The organism is Nostoc sp. (assembly GCF_036919675.1).
Lineage (GTDB): Bacteria > Cyanobacteriota > Cyanobacteriia > Cyanobacteriales > Nostocaceae > Nostoc.
The window spans coordinates 17,668-36,111 of the sequence record NZ_JBALCP010000065.1; the positions used below are offsets into that span (position 1 = coordinate 17,668).

Below are 18,444 nucleotides of genomic sequence, written 5' to 3' on the forward strand. Positions count from 1 at the left end.
TAATAGGGTTGACATACAGTCGTAGTTCCATATTTCGCCTACGCTCAAATTAGAGACGCTTTTAGTCAGGCGTTGAATTTCTGTAGCGAATCTAAACACTTGCCATGCAACTTGTCCCGAAAACTAAGCTAGCCCCAGAATTTGACCCAATCCTAGAGAAAATTATTCTCGATGTTGGGGGCATGAAGTGTGCTGGGTGTGTGAACGCAGTAGAGCGACAGCTAACCCAACATCCAGGAGTCAAGAGTGCCTGTGTGAACCTGGCCACAGAGGTAGCAGTTGTAGAGTCAGAAACTGGTGCGGTAGATGCAGATGCACTAGCACAGCGATTAACAGCCGTTGGATTCCCGACTCAACCCCGAAAAGCTAGGGGCACAGTAGCAGGCGAGATATCTACCTTACCAGACCCCGCAGAACGACAACGCCGAGAAATGCGCTCTTCTGTTAGGCAGTTGGCGATCGCTGCGATGTTGCTGTTATTGTCGGGAAGCGGACATTTTGGTAATCTTGGTAGCTCAGTGCTGCCAGTGCTAAATAACATCTGGTTTCATTGTGGACTGGCGACAGTAGCGCTATTAATTCCTGGTCGCTCGATTTTAGTAGATGGCTGGCTAGGCTGGCGGCGAAATGCGCCTAACATGAACACCTTGGTGGGATTAGGAACGCTGACAGCCTACATTGCTAGTTTAGTAGCGCTGCTCTTTCCCCAAATGGGTTGGGAGTGCTTCTTTGACGAACCAGTAATGATGCTGGGCTTTATTCTTTTGGGAAGGACATTAGAGCAACAAGCTAGAGGTCGCGCTGCTGCCGCATTTAGGAAATTATTAGCACTCCAGCCACTCTTAGCGCGATTGATTGCCAACCCAGAGAAAGGAGGAGGATCTTCTAGTGTAGAGATTCCTGCTGAACAGGTGCGGGTTGGTGAATGGTTACAAGTGCTGCCAGGTGATAAAATCCCTGTCGATGGTGAAGTGGTGGTTGGTCAAACAACGGTCGATGAGTCAATGCTGACTGGGGAAGCCGTGCCAGCGATCAAGCAACCAGGAGATATGGTGACAGGAGGGACGCTAAACCAGTCAGGAGCGATCGCTATTCAAGCAACCCGGACTGGAAGTGATACAACTTTAGCTCAAATTGTCGCTTTAGTAGAAACCGCCCAAACTCGGAAAGCTCCAGTACAGAAATTAGCAGATACAGTCGCTGGTTATTTTACCTACGGTGTGCTGACAGCATCTGTATTAACATTTTTCTTTTGGTACTTTTTCGGGACTCACATCTGGACTGATGTCAGTATGTCTGGTGGTATGGAAATGATCAGCCACGCTGACCACTCCGTACAGACGCGATTAATCGCGTCTGTACCCACTCCCCACTCCCCCCTATTAATCAGCTTAAAACTAGCGATCGCAGTTATGGTAGTCGCCTGTCCCTGTGCTTTGGGACTTGCCACACCAACAGCCATTCTTGTCGGGACTGCTATGGGCGCAGAACGGGGTCTGTTAATCAAAGGCGGCGATGTTTTGGAAAGAGTACACCAGTTAAATACCGTAGTCTTTGATAAAACTGGCACTCTGACCACGGGCAATCCCATCGTTACAGATTGTCTGTTAATTTCAGAAATGGGCAATGGGAATCCCTACTCCCTGATCCAAATAGCAGCAGCCGTAGAAAGCGGCACTCACCACCCCCTAGCAAAAGCGATTCAGCAAGAAGCACAGCGGCAACAGTTATCTATTCCAGAGGCTGTGGACTTTCATACTGAACCAGGATTGGGAGTGTCTGCTGTGGTAGAGGGCACAGTTGTACTATTGGGTAACTGGGACTGGTTGAGTTGGCACGGCATTGCGATTAGCGAAACTGCACAACAGGTAGCACAGGATTTGGCAACAGATGGTAAAACAGTCGTTTGCGTAGCAGTTGGGGGAACTTTAGCCGGGTTAATTGCTGTTTCTGATACCCTTAGACCAGATGCCCAATCTACCGTAGACAAGTTGCGTCAGATGGGCTTACGGGTAATGCTGCTCAGTGGCGATCGTCCAGAAGCAGCTAGCGCCATAGCCAAACAACTAGGATTAGCTAGTGCTGATGTAATAGCGGGTGTCCCTCCAGCTAAAAAAGCAGCTGCAATACAAGCACTTCAAGGACAAGAGAGAGAGAGGGGGGGAATTCCAAATCCAAAATCTAAAATCCAAAATCCAAAATCCGTTGTCGCAATGGTAGGAGATGGAATCAACGATGCTCCAGCTTTATCCCAAGCAGATGTAGGAATTGCTTTACACTCCGGGACAGATGTGGCGATGGAAACTGCTGAAATTGTCCTAATGCGCGATCGCTTAAACGATGTTGTCGAATCTATTCAGCTTAGTCGTGCCACTTTCAACAAAATCCGCCAAAATTTATTCTGGGCTTTTGCATATAATACAGTTGGCATTCCTTTAGCAGCCGGTGTTTTGTTCCCTAGTTTGGGTTTTGTCCTTAACCCATCTGGTGCTGCTGCATTAATGGCTTTTAGCTCTGTTAGTGTCGTCACAAACTCAATATTATTACGGCGATTAGCTCATCACTCGTAGAATACTCTTTTGCACGTAAAATTTCCCAGCACAAATCTAGGTTATTCCCATCTCAAGTTAAACTGAGTCGCCCTGTCAGGATTTTACGCAGTCCACAAAGCCTCTTGAGACACTTCCCAAAGCTATCATAGCTACTGGAGTAGAACGGCCATGTTCTACTCTTTCAAGGTATTATGCAATTTCAAAGCTTATTTAGATCAGCACCACAGACTTATGGTGCGCGAGAATCGCAGGATACGATACTAAACAAATCTTGATTAATTACAGTTCCACCGATTTGTCAATGGCAGCAGAAACTAATGAAAACCATCTACTGATTATTGAAGACGATCAAGGTCGCAAAGAATTTTCTCTGGAGCAACCCGTCTACTCTATCGGTAGAGACCGCGAATGTAATATCCGTTTGATGTCGCAGTTTGTCTCCCGCCGCCATGCCACATTAGTGAGATTGCCACGAGAGCATAATAGTCATAGCTACTATTACCGAATTGTAGATGGCGATGCCAAAGGTAAGCCTAGTTCCAACGGTTTGATGATTAATGGACGTAAGATACCAGCCCACGATCTCAGAAATGAAGACGAGATCGTTTTTGGCCCTCAAGTCCGTGCCATTTATTACCTTTTAAAAAACACTCAGCGTTTGGGACAAACCGATTCGAGCGAGTACGACATTACACTAATAAACCCCGGTATGGCCGAGGATTTAGAGGATGTGGGAGATTGAATTCTAAACTACCAATCACAGTCTGACACTCTCACGGCTTCAAGTCGTGGGAGTGTCAATTCAATCACTCACTAAAGCTATCCTGCAAGACTTTCAATCAAATGCCAATGGCGGCTACTTTCAATCGCCTGCTTGATGAATTCAAACATTTGTCGGCAGTAATTATCTAGTTGGAGTGGTAGTTCTTCATTTTTAATCACAATACTCATCCGGGTTTCTGTTTCAGTAGATTTTGATTTATCAATCAGTACTTCTACTGTGACCAATTTAGGAAAAGGAACATTGCCGGGAACTTCCCGAGCGATAATGTAATCGCCCATGTGGTATTGAATATCCAACTGACAGTCCTGTAGAAGTTCTACAAGTAACGCCTGGAGATGGTCACTAGGAACAGAAACAATAAATGAACAGGTATAGCGAGCCATAATAGCCCCACGCCTTGCAACACTCCGTCCATCCTATAATACCGAAGCATCTAAACGGAAAGTCATTCAAAAGCAAAGTTTTTGAGATCAGGCATTACCAGATATACAGTCATATCTGTTCTATCGAGAAGAAAAGTGCCATAAGCTGAAAGTTTGATCAAAAACTTTACAATAAAGGTTTGGCTGAGGTAGAAAATGAAAGTCGCAATTACTGGAGCAACAGGATTTGTTGGTAGTCGTTTAGTACAACGACTGCACGCAAAAGGTGATAAAATAGTAGTATTAGCTCGGAACACCGCCTTTGCTGAAAAGGTTTTTCCATCAGAGGCTTTCCCCAATCTAGAAATCGTTGCCTATACACCAAATGCATCTGGTTCTTGGCAAAGTGTCATTGCTAGTTGTGATGGCATAGTTAATTTGGCAGGAGAACCTATTGCTGAAGGACGCTGGACAGCAGAATGCAAACAAGAAATTCTCAATAGCCGGAAGTTAGGTACACAAAAATTAGTTGAAGCAATAGCCAACGCTAACCCCAAACCAACAGTATTAGTTAACGCTTCGGCTATTGGCTACTACGGCACTAGTGAAAGCGCAACCTTTGATGAAACAAGTCTATCTGGTAACGATTTTCTCGCCCAAGTCTGCCAAGCCTGGGAAACAGAAGCGAGAAAGGTAAAAGATGCTGGTGTACGGTTGGTAATTCTGCGTCTTGGGATTGTTCTGGGCAATGGTGGTGCTTTAGGTAAAATGATTCCGCCTTTCAAACTCTTCGCTGGTGGCCCCATTGGCAGTGGTCGGCAGTGGTTCTCTTGGATTCACGTAGATGATTTAGTTAACCTGATTCTGCAAGCTTTAACTAAACCGGAAATAGAAGGTGTATATAATGCCACTGCGCCTAACCCAGTCCGAATGGCAGATTTAAGCCAAACTTTGGGACGAGTGATGAATCGCCCTTCTTGGTTACCTGTTCCTGCTTTTGCGATCGAAGCTCTTTTAGGAGACGGAGCTATAGTAGTTTTAGAAGGTCAGCAAGTTCTACCCAAGCGCACCGAAGAAACAGGCTTTGAGTACAAATACCCGAATTTACAATCAGCATTGACACAAATTCTTACATAGAGTTAAAAGTCACAGTTCAAAGAGACTGGGTATCAGGTATTAGGTACTGGGGACTGGGAAGAAGCAAGGAAGTTAGGGAGCTAACAATGCCCAATGACGCCACTTGCTTCTCCTGTTCAAAGACGCTTCTCTACCGGAGGCTTTGCCAACGCGAATAACCGGGGGAACCCCGGCAAAGCAGTGGCTCCCCAATGCCCTGTTTGGCCAATCCCTGAACTATTGACTAGAGAGAAATTTTCTTGAAACCCAACTGATAATACCGCTGAGAATGGCACCGCCCATAAGGATGCCGATCGCTGGATTAAAAACGGGTTGCCACAGTTTATGCCACAAATCCAAACCCAGGTTTACTCCTACAGAATCACCGATCGCGGCGATCGCTAACCAGACAAAGCCAAATAAAACCAAATAAACATCTGCGACTAAAACCATGTTTAGCCAATTCAACAATTTATCTTTCATCTATCCTTTTGTCTAATTGCCCCAAATTTTACGACTGTTAACTAAGTGACGGGTAAATTACAAGTAAGGATTACCGACTTGAATTTAACTCCTAACTCCTGTAAAGACGCGATTAATCGCGTCTTTACTCCTCATTCCTCATTCCTCCAACAGCCAATTTTTGACTTTTATCAAACTCTGCCAATCTGGTTTTCTACTTAAACCGTCTTCAATACTGCTTTTTATTTCATCACGCCATTCTGGGTTGACAAAAATTAGCTGTTGTGCTAGGTCAATGTGTTCTCGTAAACCTTTTTGTCCTGTTTCCAGCATTGCTAAGGCGATATTTACTCTAGCTTGTGGGTCTTGTGGATTTAACTTGACTCCCTTCTGTGCAGCTTTGTAAGCCAAATTGGGTTTGTTATCGAGTAGATATAACCACGCTAAACAAATCCAAGCAGAACTATTTTTAGGAGCGCGATCGCACACTTCTTTAAATACAGGGATTAAAGAATCTACTGCTTCTCCTGCTTTATAGCGCTCTAAACCTGTATCAAACAGGGATTCAACTGTTTGAGTCATAGTAAATTAATCAATAGTCATTAGTTAATAGTCATTAGTCATGGCTCAATAGTCAATAGTTAAAAAACCTCTACTCTTGACTATGGACTTATTGACCGGAGCTTTCGGAGTCTCAGGCTCCGGTCTTAACTAAACCCCAAATGACTTGCCGCAACCGCAAGTTTGGTTGGCATTGGGGTTAGTAAATTGGAAGCCACCGCCAATCATGGCATTACTGTAATCGAGCATTAAGCCGTAGAGATATAATAGACTCTTGCGATCGCTGACAATTTTGAAGCCATCATAGTCAAAGACTTCATCCTGAGGGGTGATCTTGCTAGTGTCTTCAAAGTCCATCATGTAAGACATCCCAGAACAGCCACCCTGACGGACTCCTACCCGTAAGCACAAGTCTGTGCCTTGCCTGTCCCGGAGGGATTTTACCTGGTGCAATGCGGCTTCGCTCAACAGAATTCCGCGTTGTTGAGCCTGAATTGCTTGTGTCATCTGCTTTTTTAACTCCTTAATTAGTCTAAGCGTTACCCCGTATCGGCTTGTTAATGCCTGTGGGTTGGCCTTGGTGTTTTTGTATTCATTCTAGCGGCTTAGATGTCGTTAGATGCCAAATTGTAAACACTCCGTCAAAAGCAGCCAAAGATTTCTATTCTAGAATTGAGAGATTCAGTGTATTTATACATTCGGTATTTCTGAAGTTCAAGTTTTGCGGCAACCTGAGAAGCAACTATCTTTCAGGTGCAGCCATAAAAATTTAATCCGAGGCTAGCTATCCCCCAAAGTTTACTTCCAAATTGCTTCTTTTGATTAACTTATTCTATGACCAGCTTTAATCGCTCTACCAGTCGTCGCTTGAAGAAATTAACTCAAATTCCTTCTGTATGGGAGGGCGATCGCCGTCCGTTGTCATCACCAAACCAGCACTCACACTCAGAAGAAAAGGGAGAATGCATTCTTTGGGTAGATTACTCCCAAGGTGTGGTTCGAGGAATGGACGTCGTAGCTTCAGATGTTGGACCAGAAGCAATAGTTCGTACCTTAATGCGAGCAATGGAGCATCCCCACAGTCCGGCAAGACCTGCCAGACCCCAAAGAATTGTAGTCAAAGACCGCGAGATCCAATTTTACCTGCGGGGGGTGCTGCAAGATTTAGATATTGCCATTGACTACGCACCAGAACTGCCTTTAATTGACGAACTGTTTCGCGGGTTCGCCGACATCCTCGATAGTCAAACCCCCGACTTACCCCCACAGTATGCACAAATCTTGCGAGAGAAAGCATTTGCAATTTGGCAAGCAGCACCTTGGGAATTTTTGGAAGAACAGCAAATTTTATCAATTGAGATTAATAAGTGGGATATTGGTACACTCTACGCCTCAGTCATGGGAATGCTGGGAATGGAGTATGGGATTTTGTTTTATCGCTCAGAAGAGTCTTTAAAACAGTTTCGCGCCGCAGTTTTAAAAGATGAAGAATCAACGGATCATCTAGAAGAAGCGTTCCTCAAGCAAGATTGCCTGTTTCTCACCTTTGAGAGTACTGACGAAACCGATGAAGATGAAGACGAAGACGAAGAAAGTGATTTGGCGGATCTGCCATTATCAGAAATTGACCCCACCTTTGGTAATATCCACCCCTTAGAAGGACTACGGTCTGTTTTGTATGAGGAAGAAGCACTTGTAATCTTTGTTGCGATCGAAAGCCTAAGCCGCTTTATTCGCGATCACCGTCGCCAGCTTCATGGAGAAACCTTCCCTACCCTCAGCCGTCGCTATCGCATTTCTCTGCCGCAGTCGGAAGAATCAACTAAATCAGCGGCTGTTACAGTCTCTACCATGCCGCAGTTAGCAGCAGAATTAGAGGAAATGGCTGGCTTTGATGTCGAAGAACAGGAGATTGGGAACCAAGGTTCCCCCACTTTCCAATCATTGCAAGATGACTTGATACCGGAAGATTCTTTCCTCAGCTTAGGTGTAGTGTCCTGGGAAATGTTGGAGTACCTGCGAAAGGGGGTCAGCTACCATAAGGCTGGTGAAATCAAACAAGTGGGTGATGGTTTACCGGTGATTTTAATTCAAACTTCTCGGCCCAAGGCTAAAATTGTAATTGAAAGGATTGAAGCAATAGGTGGACTAACAGCAATTTGCTTTAATCCAGGTGCCGACCCCTTCGATGGCGATCGTTACGACCTCGGTTTATTGCAAACTCAAAATGGCGAATTATTCCTATTTGGTGAATTTTTAGATGAAGATCCTATTCATGTAGAAGCCCGGAAAAAATGGAATCAGCGGTGTAAAAATACTTTGGGCTACTGTGGCTTAATCATTGCCAAAGGACTAACAGGAGCTTCCCGTGGCAATCCTCAATTACGAGATATGATGGCTTTGTTTGAAGCGCGATCGCTTTCACCTAAAGATTTAGGTATTGGCACTCTCCAACTCATGCCCCAACTTAAATTTGAATAGTTGCACGAATTGCCGCAATCCTCAATCTCAAATTGTGGCTATGAAAAATTAAGTTGATGTGCATTTCATTTGCATATTGATCAAACTCAGTACTGAGGAGCAAGTGGCATTACTGTGTCGTCAGTAAACTGAATACTTAGTACTGTTGCACCTAGAGCATCGATTTAGTAATCAAAAACCTAACCCCCCAGCCCCTTGTAGAGTTGGGGGAGCCAAACATCCTCTCTTTGCTTGCCTAACGGCAGGCTGACGCCAAGATCGAGGGGTTGGGGGAGAGGTTCTTCCAGGATTACTGAATTAGTGTTTTAGTACATGCCCTGCACAGCAGCCTTTTAACTCGAGCTAACGGAAACGTCTCCGGCTTTACTCACAACTCAGCACTTTTCATCCTTATTCATCCGCGTACCTCTCAAAGCGCAGCACTTTGCTATCCACATTCATGTATATGTCAACGCCAATAGGTGACCAATGATTAAAAGTTAACTTTACTTAAATTTCATGAAGTATCTGTATTCTCATAGTTTTCCAGTAATTTAATTTGAGATTTGCCAGTATAAATCAGTACAAATTACTAGAGAATTATTTACAAAGTCCGGTTTAATCAAACCTAACCGACGCACTTCAATATCAGAATATTTTTTTTAACAAGTTTTTGAGCTTCGGATCTTGTTATATATCAATATCATTAAGCAAAAGCTCAGGTAATAGATTTTTATTTGTAATTTTTTTATAAAGTGTAAAATTGATTTCATTTAGTATCTAAATAAAGTTTATTTAAAGCGTATAAATCATAGCTATAATAAATAGACTACCCAAAAAGATTGAAATATATCATTATTCTTACAAGTATAATTACTAATAAATAATAATGGAATTTTAGAAATTTTTTGATAGTAGTTTTTTCTTGTTTTTAGATATTAAAAACCTGCTCAAGATGGAATCTTTAGCGCAATAATCGGTGATAAATGATTTGTATAATCTGCCGATAGATGAATACTATGAATTGGAAAAAAATCGTTGGGTTTAAGACAAACTATATAGCTAGAGGGAGGAGAAAAACATCTAAAATTTTATCGCATATCTACGGGTAGTTAGTGTAAAAGCATGAAATGAAACTAAAATATTCTTATCAGCAACACTCAAATAACATCATATTTATTTCGAGGTTATTATCTGTGTAAAATTACAGATAATGCTGTCAAATTTTACCACAAAACTTGGCTATTTACACTCAGAAAACTGAGTCTTGTCCCCTGTTTTGTGCCTACTATATTGGCACGGAAAAGCAATCAGCTTGATCGAGGGGAGCCAAAATTTATAACCGTTCACGTGGCTCTGAACTTCTTGGTTACATTAATGGGTGCAGATGGGTGTTTGTTCTAAAGCGATCGCTTATCTGCTTACTTTTAAGTGATTATTTGCGACCTCTATAGACCATTTAAACCCGCCTGTAAGCCAGCATTTCAGCATGATCGTGATTCTACAACTTTATTTTCTGGTGTCATACCAGATGTTCTCTCAAAGCAGGTTTGGCAAACTTGGTTAACAAAGAAGGTCAAATGCTTTCGATGAAGAATAATTTTGTAAATCTTGATTGAGTCAAAAGTAGATGTCTCAAATTCATTTATAAAATTTCTTTGTCAGGCTTTACTTGTACTGTTAGTGGAATTATCAGCTTCAAAAGCAGCTATATGCTGTTTATCCTGTCAAAATAGTAACAAAGAAAGTGTAGTTTTTTGATTTTTTTAGAAAATGATGAATACTTTGACAAAACGAACATTTTTAATATTAATGGTCTTACTTGTTTCCGGCGACAAACTCTGATAATGTTATCGGTTCCCTCATTACTTGGACTCTTTCAAAAATACTAAATAGATACAGCAGATAGCAGCATGACAATGACAAATAAAAAATGGGCCGTAAAACGCATTACAGTCAATCTCGCAACACAGGAAGCCGAAAAACTAGATAAATATTGTCAACAAACAGGTAGACCTGCAACCGATGTGATTCGCGAACTGATTAGAAGTTTGCCGATCTCCGACGATAACAAAGATGTAAACAGGTAAGAAGATGCTTTTACGACTTACCAGATAACTGCTTTACCACAAAAAAATAGCTATGATACTTTTTTGAGTTTGCCATGATGGACAAGGTTTGTCTAGCCGATACAGACGCGGTTTTTCTCGCGTCTGGTCATTTAGGGGGATTAAACAGAAGTGATCAAAGAGGTTTTAGTATCGATATTGCCATGCCTTGATATGGTGGTGGAGTTGATATTAAGTAGCAAATTCCGACACCAACCCAGTTACAATCTGTAAAGAAACTGAAAAGGAACGACGGAATGCGCGTTGCAATCGTAGGTGCGGGACTGGCTGGGCTAGCAACCGCGGTAGATCTAGCGGATGCTGGTTGTGAAGTAGAGATTTTCGAGTCTCGTCCGTTTGTGGGTGGTAAAGTTGGTAGTTGGGTTGATGCAGAAGGCAACCATCTAGAAATGGGGTTGCATGTATTTTTCGGCTGCTACTACCAACTATTTGACTTGATGAAGAAAGTGGGAGTGTTAGAAAACTTACGCCTCAAGGAACATACCCACACTTTTATTAACAAAGGGGGGCGCACTGGTGCTTTGGATTTTCGTTTCCTTACAGGTGCGCCTTTCAATGGCTTAAAGGCATTTTTCACTACTTCTCAACTATCGTTGCAGGATAAATTGCAAAATGCGATCGCTTTGGGTACTAGTCCCATAGTTCGCGGATTGGTAGACTTTAACGGGGCGATGAAAACCATCCGCAAATTAGATAAAATCAGCTTTGCCGATTGGTTTCGCAGTCACGGTGGGAGTAATGGCAGCATCAAGCGCATGTGGAACCCCATCGCTTACGCATTGGGATTTATTGATTGCGAAAATATGTCTGCCCGTTGTATGTTAACGATATTCCAGTTATTTGCAGCCAGAACTGAAGCCTCAGTTCTGCGAATGCTGGAAGGTTCTCCCCATGAGTATTTGCACAAGCCCATTCTGGAATATCTGGAAGTTAGAGGCACCAAAGTTTACACGCGTCGGCAAGTGCGGGAAATTCAGTTTACATCAGACGAACAAACCCGCGTCACTGGTATAGTAGTTGCCCAAGGTGATACAGTAGAAACTATCACTGCTGATGCTTACGTTTTTGCCTGTGATGTTCCAGGAATTCAACGCATCCTACCCCACGAGTGGCGTAAGTGGTCAGAATTTGACAATATTTACAAACTGGATGCCGTGCCAGTGGCTACAGTGCAGTTACGCTTTGATGGTTGGGTGACTGAACTGAACGATGGAGAGCAACGTAAACAGCTAAATCATGCGGCTGGAATCGATAATTTACTGTACACAGCCGATGCTGACTTTTCTTGTTTTGCCGATTTGGCGTTGACTAGCCCTGCTGATTATTATCGCCCAGGACAGGGGTCATTATTGCAGCTAGTGCTGACACCCGGAGATCCGTTTATTGCCCAAAGTAATGAAGCGATCGCGCAGCATGTCCTTAAGCAAGTGCATGAACTGTTTCCCTCGTCACGTGACCTAAATATGACTTGGTACAGCGTGGTAAAACTTGCTCAGTCTCTCTACCGAGAAGCGCCAGGGATGGATGCGTACCGTCCCAACCAAAAAACACCAGTAGATAATTTCTTCCTTGCAGGGAGTTATACTCAGCAAGATTACATCGACAGCATGGAAGGTGCTACTATTTCTGGACGGCGGGCGGCAAAAGTGATTTTGGAAAGTTTGAAGAAATAACTAACCGCAAAAGACGCAAAGGAAGAAGAGAAAATGTCAGATTGGTTAGAGCATACTGTACAGGTAGAAGTAGAAGTTCCTATAGATTTAGTATGGAGCCTCTGGTCTGATTTAGAGCAAATGCCCCGGTGGATGAAGTGGATTGATTCGGTGAAAATTCCGCCAGATAATCCAGATATATCTCTTTGGAAATTAAAGACGGGCAGTTTAGAATTTACTTGGAAATCCCGAATTCTCAAAGTTATTCCCAACCAAATTATCCAATGGGAATCGATTGATGGTTTGCCCAATCAGGGAGCGATTCGCTTTTACGATCGCCAGAATAGTAGCATTGTTAAAATGACCATTTCCTACGCTATCCCCGGACTTATTGGCAAAATTATGGATAACTTATTTTTGGGGCGGATAGTTGAATCAACGATTCAAGCTGATTTGGAAAGGTTTAAAGAATACGCGCTGAATGTTAAAGCTAATTGATATATATGGCAAAATCAGGCAGTAGGAAACAAACTTTAAAAGTTTCTTGCTGTCTGAAGATGAAATATGGATTTTTAAGGGTTGGAGAAGGTGTATTGCGAGTTCACTATCTAGAAATTTATTAGCATACACAAAATAATGTTTGGCACATTAATCTTAAGAGGTTGTTTGAAAAGTGTTTCGCTGTGACTTTAGGCACTTTTAGATCCCCCCTACCCCCCCCTTAAAAAGGGGGAAACCAGAATCAAAGTCCCCCTTTTTAAGGGGGATTTAGGAGGATCTAGAACTTTTGATACCGACAACAGGACTTTTCAAACATCCTCTAATAGCTAAGAATTACTTCACTTTTAAATTTGACTATTCCACTAGGTAAACCGAGTAAGATTTCATATTATGCAGGCTAACGATATCACCTTTTTTGTAAGCCATCGGATCATTTGAAGGAGGATTAATTTCTGTTAACAAAGTAGCTGAGACAATCTCACCTTTATCATTAACTTTATGAACTCTTCCCTCAAACGGAAGTTCAGGATTGCTTTGTACAAATTTATCAGGCATTCCTGGAGACACGGGAGGAATTCTCTCGATAAACACTATTTCTCCTTTGATAGTTTCGCCAACCTGGAAACTATAATTATTCACTAGCTTCTTTGTATGATCCAACCTCTGTAATTTCTGTTGTTGACTCATGATAAATTGTCCAAATAATTTTATAGGTGTACTGTAGCTCTTCACTTACCCCTAACCATCAAAGATAATCAATGGTTTTGGCAATTTTATTAGGCTAGTGAGAATTAGCAAGTGTGATCGCGCAATTTTATAGTTCAGGCATACACTAACAAGTGAATTTACAACCTATTTAGGGAAAAAGAATCAGTAATAATACATAAAAATACTATTTAGACTAAAAAAACCTGCGATCGCGCAAATTGTGCAATATTTAGTTACCACCTAGTAAATTGCGTTAACGCACCCTACTTACTGTTGGTTCTGGAAGTGGATCACCTACAGCTTCGTAAGCAATAATTAGAGACTCTAAGGCTTCAATTCCATTTGCCACAGCCAACTCGTAAGTATCCCCATGAGTCCGCCAGCGTTGTCCTGGAAAATCAGGGAATCCTACTAAGAAGCAATCATCTTCCTCAGACCATTGGATAAGCATTTGGTACTTAAGTTTATTCATCTTCTTTTTTCCCTTCTACTTCCTCAATTGCCTGTTTTACTTCTTTCTCTTGGTAGCGTTTAGCATCTGCTCCATCTTTGCCTGAAACCGTGATTTTTCCACTATAGAAGGGATGCACCCAGTTAGTGTGACTGCCTTTTCCTGGGAGTTCTGTAAAACCTGCTTGGGAAAGCATTTGCTTCAGTTCCCGGATTTTCTTTGGCATTAATTTTCTGAAAAAATGCGATTAGCACTGTAAAAACAATGTGTCAAAGTTTTTTGGTATCTATCCAAAAAATCGAATCTCCGATTTTTTTATGCCTTGACTTGTTTTAACTCAGGTAATATCCGGGGAGAAATAGTTGCCTGAATTTCTTCACCCATTTTTTGTTCAGCTAGTCTAAGCTCATAATTTTTTTGTAAATTCATCCACAACTCGGCACCAGTACCAAACCATTGCCCTAATCGTAATGCTGTGTCGGCAGTAATTGCCCGTTCACCATTAATTATTTCAGTAATACGGTTTGTTGGTACATGAAGGATACGTGCTAACTCACTTGCGCTCATTTGCAATTCATGAAGCTCATCAGCAAGAATTTTTCCAGGATGTATGGGTGGTCGTGCCATCTTGTTCTCCTTTAAGGATGATAGTCTGTAATTTCAATGTTAAAAGGTGTAGATTCTTCATCTGCCCAATTGAAACAAATTCGCCATTGCTTATTTATCCGAATGCTATATTGACCTTTTCGATCACCCTCTAAAGATTCAAAATGGTTGCTCGGTAGTTTCATAAGAGATTCTTTGTTAGTAGCGGCTTCTAATATATCAAGTCGTTTATATGCTTGAACTATAAAAGCCTGAAACTCTTTTACCCTCTCACCTAAAGCAAACCGCTCCGTCCTTTTATCTTTAAATTTGGGATATTTGTCTGACGGAGACATAAATTACTAATGGTAGATATTATGCGTTACGTAACTCATAATTTACTCTATTTACGATAGCACAATTAATATCCGCATAGTATATTAGTCCTTCTCAATAGCAGGGGCGACATTACCAAGTTGGATCGCTAAACAAATTAATCGTCAATTCCTCGCGTGGCGGTACTGCGGTGAGACAAGCGCGGATGATCTCTCCATCCTCCAATTCGACGGTACAAGCGTGACAAGACCCCATGAGACAACCGGTGGGAATAAATACCCCAGCCCGGTCTGCTACATCTAAGAGGGCTTCTCCCACTTCAGCATCTACTGTGACATCATCTGGTAAAAAGTGAACACAAACAATCATCAATGTTACGCATTTAATTTAGTATTGACTCATAAAGGTTGTCATTGGTCATTAGTCCTTTGTAAAGACAAATGACTAATGACCAATGACAGTTTTAACGAAAAAATGTGCGATTTGTATGCACTTTAGCTTAAGACAAAAACAGACTTAAGTCTAAATGGCTTTCTACTTCAGTGGCTAAAGAATCCAAAATCTGCTCTCTCTGTTCCCGATAGTTAGCAACACCGGTGGGCAAAGATTTTAAACCCCGTTGTTGACGCAGCCGATTTAACCAAGCCCGTCGCCAAGGGCCATTGTCAAAAAGCCCGTGGAGGTAACTTCCCCACACCGATTGACAACTATCCACTAACCCTAAATTAATATCGTCAAATAGGGCATGGTAGGATTGGGGATCTATCCCTTGCTGTTCAATGCGCGATCGCCCTTGGTGAATTTCAAAGCCATTGACTGGCAAGCCCTGTTGCGGATAATTCGAGCTAACTTGGCGCTGGCGGGCGATTTTTTGTCCTGTAATTACAGTTCTGATTGGTAAAAGATTTAACCCCTGATACCTCCCAGCTTGTCCCTCTATCCCTTCTGGATCAGCAATGATTTGACCGAGCATTTGATAGCCGCCGCAGATACCTAAAACCGTTCCTCCAGAGGCGGCATAGTGTTGGATAGCCTCTGCCATACCGCTTTTTTGCAGCAGTAGCAAATCAGCAATTGTGGTCTTTGTTCCTGGGAGAATTACGGCATCAGGATGTCCTAAATCTTGCTTAGGACTGAGGTATTTTACTGAAACTGTGCTTTCTGATTCCAGGGGGTCAAAGTCGGTGAAGTTGGCAATTCTGGGTAAGCGGATGACGGCAATGTTGAGGTCAGTTTGGGTTTTATGCGATTCACGTTCTAGCAAATCAAGAGAGTCTTCTGCTGGAAACACTTCTTGTAAGTAGGGTATAACACCGATAACGGGGATACCTGTACGTTCTTCTAACCATTTTATCCCCGGATCTAGGAGCGATCGCTGTCCTCGAAACTTGTTAATTACTACACCCTTAATTAAGGCGCGTTCATCCGGTTCCAATAACTCTAGGGTTCCTACTACATGGGCAAAAGCACCACCTCGATCAATATCAACTACTAACATGGTTGGCGCATTCAAATATTTTGCTACCCGCATATTAGTTAAGTCTCGGTGCTTAAGGTTAATCTCTGCTGGGCTACCGGCACCTTCACAAACCACCAAGTCAAATTCTGTTCCTAAATGCTGTAGCGATTCTTCAATTGTCCGCCACCCCAGGTCAAAATATTGCTCGTAGTAATCTGAGGCATTCACTTTACCCACAGACCTACCTTTGATAATTACTTGGGAAGTCATATCCCCTTGAGGTTTGAGTAAAATTGGGTTCATTTCTACCCAAGGCACAACTCCCGCCGCCCAAGCTTGTACTGCTTGGGCATAGCCAATTTCTCCACCACTAGCAGTGACATAAGCATTTAAAGCCATATTTTGACCTTTAAAAGGAGTCACCCGCCAGCCACGCCGCGACAGAATGCGACAAATAGCTGTAGTTAAAAGTGATTTCCCTGCATGGGATGTTGTCCCCACCACCATAATTGATTTCATAATTGCTATCACTTAGTTTTTTAAGATACAGGGCTAAATTTTAGGAGGGAAGAAGACATGGGGAAATGCGGACACGGAGAGAGAATTTGATAATTTCTTGGCGTCAGAGCGTCTCTTCCTCTCCCTGTCTCGCTTTTTTACTCCCTACCAGCCCGATCACAAATTTCAATTAGATGATTATGGTAAAGACTTCATGAATCGGTGTGATGTTTCCGTATATATTGTTCCCTTTGATTCCCTAATCCTAACTCTTTGGTTTTTTATTCTAAAAGGGTATCCGTAACCAACGAATCACAGCATCGGATAAACGATCGCCCCATGAAGGAGTCCGCCAATTTTTTCCCTGGTATTGTTCTACTAACTGGCGACCCAAAGGAGTCAGGCGAAAACTATCTGTAATCCCCTGACCATCGACTTCTCGCCGCAATACACCCACTTGGATCAGCCAGCCCAAGGCGTTATCACATGCTAATTCTGACAAAGGGCGCTTAGTATAACCCTGCTTGAGTCCATTTTCTAGAGCGATCGCAGTTACTGACACGCTCTGGTGTGCCATCACTTCAAATAAAGATAGATTAAAGGGTGAACAGACTAGCGATCGCTCGGCTCTTTCTACTGTGCTTCGAGGATAGACAAAAATATTTGGGTTTTGGGAATCAACAGCAGGCATTGTGTATGGGGAGAAATTTTTCTTCTAAGAAAGATTAATTTCATAATATATTTTTTCTTGTATCAGCTACCTGATTTAACCAAAATTAGTTACCTCAAGTATAGTTATGCTATTTTTTAGTAATTATATTTAATCATTATAAATTAATGTAAAATTTCAAGTGCATCAACAATCTGAAACAGGAAAGGTTAATTATGCCTCTAGCAGTTGGTACGGATGCACCTGCATTTACCGCCAAAGATACAAACGGCAACACAGTCTCGTCATCTGATTTCGCCGGCAAGACGGTCGTTTTATATTTTTACCCCAAAGATGACACGCCAGGCTGCACCAAACAAGCCTGTAGTTTTCGGGATGCCCAGTCTCAATATCAAGGCAAAGATGTTGTAATCTTGGGAGTCAGTGCTGATGATGAAGTCTCCCATCAGGCATTCACCCAAAAATATAATTTGAATTTTCCCTTACTGGCTGACACCGACAAATCCCTTATCAAAGCTTTTGATGTGGATGGCGGCGGTTATGCCAAGCGCGTCACTTACGTAATTGACCCCAGCGGCAAAATTACCCATGTTGACGCTAATGTAAATACCACCAACCATGCTAGCGATATTTTAGCTGCACTTGGGCTGTAGTTTTTTACCTGATAACTAAGGATTTTTTAAATAGTCTTATCCCCAAGCTTTAAAAGCTTGGGGTTCTTTATTTGAATTCAGTTACCTGATGGTGGTGTAATTGTTCGTGGTATAACCACTGGTTGTGTAACCGCTGGCACAGTGGGAGTTGCTTGCTGTTGTTGACCTCGAATTAGTCTTTGTTGCCTTGCTTTGAAAGCTGCTGCGGCTGAGTTTAGTTGTTCGTTCTGTTGGTTAGAATCCCAATTGAGAGTCCCAAAATTTGCCCGATGAATCAGGTCAAACATGTTGAAATTGTCTGAGTTTGAACGGGAGAAAGGATCGGTATTTTGGTCTGTTGTAGTAGTACTGGGAAAAGCATCAGTTGGGCTGCTGATTTGAGCCGAACTTGGTTGAGCCATCAGCAAGGAAGCAAAGCTAATCCCTGCCACAGTAGCCACAAACAGTCTAGGAATTTGTAAAAATGGTTTTTTCATGGGGTTTTTACCCTAAAATTTCTCTATTT

The 18,444-nt window shown here is 42.4% G+C and carries 21 protein-coding genes; 8 read left to right on the top strand and 13 right to left on the bottom strand.

The genetic code is table 11. The annotated features are described in order from the left end of the window. Positions 1–104: 104 nt before the first annotated feature. Together V7K49_RS14085 and V7K49_RS14090 are read left to right on the top strand one after the other, a co-directional pair. Positions 105–2,570, top strand: coding sequence for a heavy metal translocating P-type ATPase (locus V7K49_RS14085; RefSeq protein WP_335206075.1), 2,466 nt, complete (start codon positions 105–107; stop codon positions 2,568–2,570). 226 nt (positions 2,571–2,796) lie between these two features. Then, a complete protein-coding gene (locus V7K49_RS14090) occupies positions 2,797–3,294 on the top strand; it encodes an FHA domain-containing protein (RefSeq protein WP_298921362.1) in 498 nt (165 codons plus the stop codon). A 77-nt stretch (positions 3,295–3,371) separates the two neighbouring features. Here the strand turns inward: V7K49_RS14090 and V7K49_RS14095 are convergent, their stop codons facing one another. Then, positions 3,372–3,719, bottom strand: a complete 348-nt coding sequence (locus V7K49_RS14095; protein ID WP_335068841.1) for a hypothetical protein — start codon at positions 3,717–3,719, stop codon at positions 3,372–3,374. 195 nt (positions 3,720–3,914) lie between these two features. Between V7K49_RS14095 and thyD the strand changes: the two genes are divergently transcribed. After that, complete coding sequence (thyD, locus tag V7K49_RS14100) at positions 3,915–4,835, top strand: thylakoid membrane protein ThyD (protein ID WP_335206076.1); 921 nt, start codon at positions 3,915–3,917, stop codon at positions 4,833–4,835. 216 nt (positions 4,836–5,051) lie between these two features. On the opposite strand, the gene V7K49_RS14105 is transcribed toward thyD, so the two are convergent. From V7K49_RS14105 to V7K49_RS14115, 3 genes are all read right to left on the bottom strand, one after another. Then, the gene (locus tag V7K49_RS14105; RefSeq protein WP_335206077.1) at positions 5,052–5,297 is read right to left on the bottom strand and encodes a hypothetical protein; all 246 of its coding nucleotides are present in this window, start codon (positions 5,295–5,297) and stop codon (positions 5,052–5,054) included. Between the two features lie 138 nt (positions 5,298–5,435). Beyond that, the gene (locus V7K49_RS14110) at positions 5,436–5,858 is read right to left on the bottom strand and encodes a tetratricopeptide repeat protein (RefSeq protein ID WP_335206079.1); all 423 of its coding nucleotides are present in this window, start codon (positions 5,856–5,858) and stop codon (positions 5,436–5,438) included. Between the two features lie 129 nt (positions 5,859–5,987). Continuing rightward, positions 5,988–6,344 (bottom strand): iron-sulfur cluster assembly accessory protein, encoded by a 357-nt coding sequence (locus tag V7K49_RS14115; protein WP_334871879.1) that lies wholly within the window; start codon positions 6,342–6,344, stop codon positions 5,988–5,990. Positions 6,345–6,671: 327 nt separating this feature from the next. Between V7K49_RS14115 and V7K49_RS14120 the strand changes: the two genes are divergently transcribed. The 4 genes from V7K49_RS14120 (at position 6,672) to V7K49_RS14135 (ending at position 12,576) form a co-directional block, all read left to right on the top strand. Then, positions 6,672–8,318 (top strand): DUF6930 domain-containing protein, encoded by a 1,647-nt coding sequence (locus V7K49_RS14120; protein ID WP_335206080.1) that lies wholly within the window; start codon positions 6,672–6,674, stop codon positions 8,316–8,318. A 1,892-nt stretch (positions 8,319–10,210) separates the two neighbouring features. Further along, positions 10,211–10,387 (top strand): CopG family transcriptional regulator, encoded by a 177-nt coding sequence (locus tag V7K49_RS14125; protein ID WP_273768255.1) that lies wholly within the window; start codon positions 10,211–10,213, stop codon positions 10,385–10,387. A gap of 275 nt (positions 10,388–10,662) precedes the next feature. After that, the gene (gene zds / locus V7K49_RS14130) at positions 10,663–12,099 is read left to right on the top strand and encodes a 9,9'-di-cis-zeta-carotene desaturase (protein WP_335206081.1); all 1,437 of its coding nucleotides are present in this window, start codon (positions 10,663–10,665) and stop codon (positions 12,097–12,099) included. A 33-nt stretch (positions 12,100–12,132) separates the two neighbouring features. Further along, positions 12,133–12,576 (top strand): SRPBCC family protein, encoded by a 444-nt coding sequence (locus V7K49_RS14135; protein ID WP_273768257.1) that lies wholly within the window; start codon positions 12,133–12,135, stop codon positions 12,574–12,576. Between the two features lie 357 nt (positions 12,577–12,933). On the opposite strand, the gene V7K49_RS14140 is transcribed toward V7K49_RS14135, so the two are convergent. From V7K49_RS14140 to V7K49_RS14175, 8 genes are all read right to left on the bottom strand, one after another. Further along, on the bottom strand, positions 12,934–13,266 hold the full coding sequence (locus V7K49_RS14140; RefSeq protein ID WP_335206083.1) for a hypothetical protein: 333 nt from the start codon (positions 13,264–13,266) through the stop codon (positions 12,934–12,936). Positions 13,267–13,540: 274 nt separating this feature from the next. Beyond that, positions 13,541–13,759 (bottom strand): type II toxin-antitoxin system HicB family antitoxin, encoded by a 219-nt coding sequence (locus V7K49_RS14145; RefSeq protein WP_335206084.1) that lies wholly within the window; start codon positions 13,757–13,759, stop codon positions 13,541–13,543. Continuing rightward, positions 13,752–13,964: a type II toxin-antitoxin system HicA family toxin gene (locus V7K49_RS14150; protein WP_334971950.1), complete on the bottom strand. Its 213-nt coding sequence runs from the start codon at positions 13,962–13,964 to the stop codon at positions 13,752–13,754. Before V7K49_RS14150 ends, V7K49_RS14145 begins: the two co-directional genes overlap by 8 nt. An 89-nt stretch (positions 13,965–14,053) precedes the next feature. Then, positions 14,054–14,365, bottom strand: coding sequence for a HigA family addiction module antitoxin (locus tag V7K49_RS14155; protein WP_335206085.1), 312 nt, complete (start codon positions 14,363–14,365; stop codon positions 14,054–14,056). Positions 14,366–14,376: 11 nt separating this feature from the next. Next, complete coding sequence (locus V7K49_RS14160) at positions 14,377–14,679, bottom strand: type II toxin-antitoxin system RelE/ParE family toxin (protein WP_335206086.1); 303 nt, start codon at positions 14,677–14,679, stop codon at positions 14,377–14,379. Between the two features lie 112 nt (positions 14,680–14,791). Then, on the bottom strand, positions 14,792–15,028 hold the full coding sequence (locus tag V7K49_RS14165; RefSeq protein WP_335206087.1) for a 2Fe-2S iron-sulfur cluster-binding protein: 237 nt from the start codon (positions 15,026–15,028) through the stop codon (positions 14,792–14,794). 130 nt (positions 15,029–15,158) lie between these two features. Further along, a complete protein-coding gene (gene cobQ / locus V7K49_RS14170; RefSeq protein ID WP_334871872.1) occupies positions 15,159–16,637 on the bottom strand; it encodes a cobyric acid synthase CobQ in 1,479 nt (492 codons plus the stop codon). A 265-nt stretch (positions 16,638–16,902) separates the two neighbouring features. Then, positions 16,903–17,307 carry an Npun_F0494 family protein gene (locus V7K49_RS14175; RefSeq protein WP_334871871.1) on the bottom strand — a complete coding sequence of 135 codons (405 nt, stop codon included), beginning with the start codon at positions 17,305–17,307 and terminating at the stop codon, positions 16,903–16,905. Positions 17,308–17,501: 194 nt separating this feature from the next. Here V7K49_RS14175 and V7K49_RS14180 point away from each other — a divergent pair, with 194 nt between their 5' ends. Then, the gene (locus V7K49_RS14180) at positions 17,502–17,939 is read left to right on the top strand and encodes a peroxiredoxin (protein WP_334871869.1); all 438 of its coding nucleotides are present in this window, start codon (positions 17,502–17,504) and stop codon (positions 17,937–17,939) included. A 77-nt stretch (positions 17,940–18,016) separates the two neighbouring features. Here V7K49_RS14180 and V7K49_RS14185 read toward each other — a convergent pair whose 3' ends face one another. Then, positions 18,017–18,415 carry a hypothetical protein gene (locus V7K49_RS14185; RefSeq protein ID WP_334871868.1) on the bottom strand — a complete coding sequence of 133 codons (399 nt, stop codon included), beginning with the start codon at positions 18,413–18,415 and terminating at the stop codon, positions 18,017–18,019. Positions 18,416–18,444: the final 29 nt, after the last annotated feature.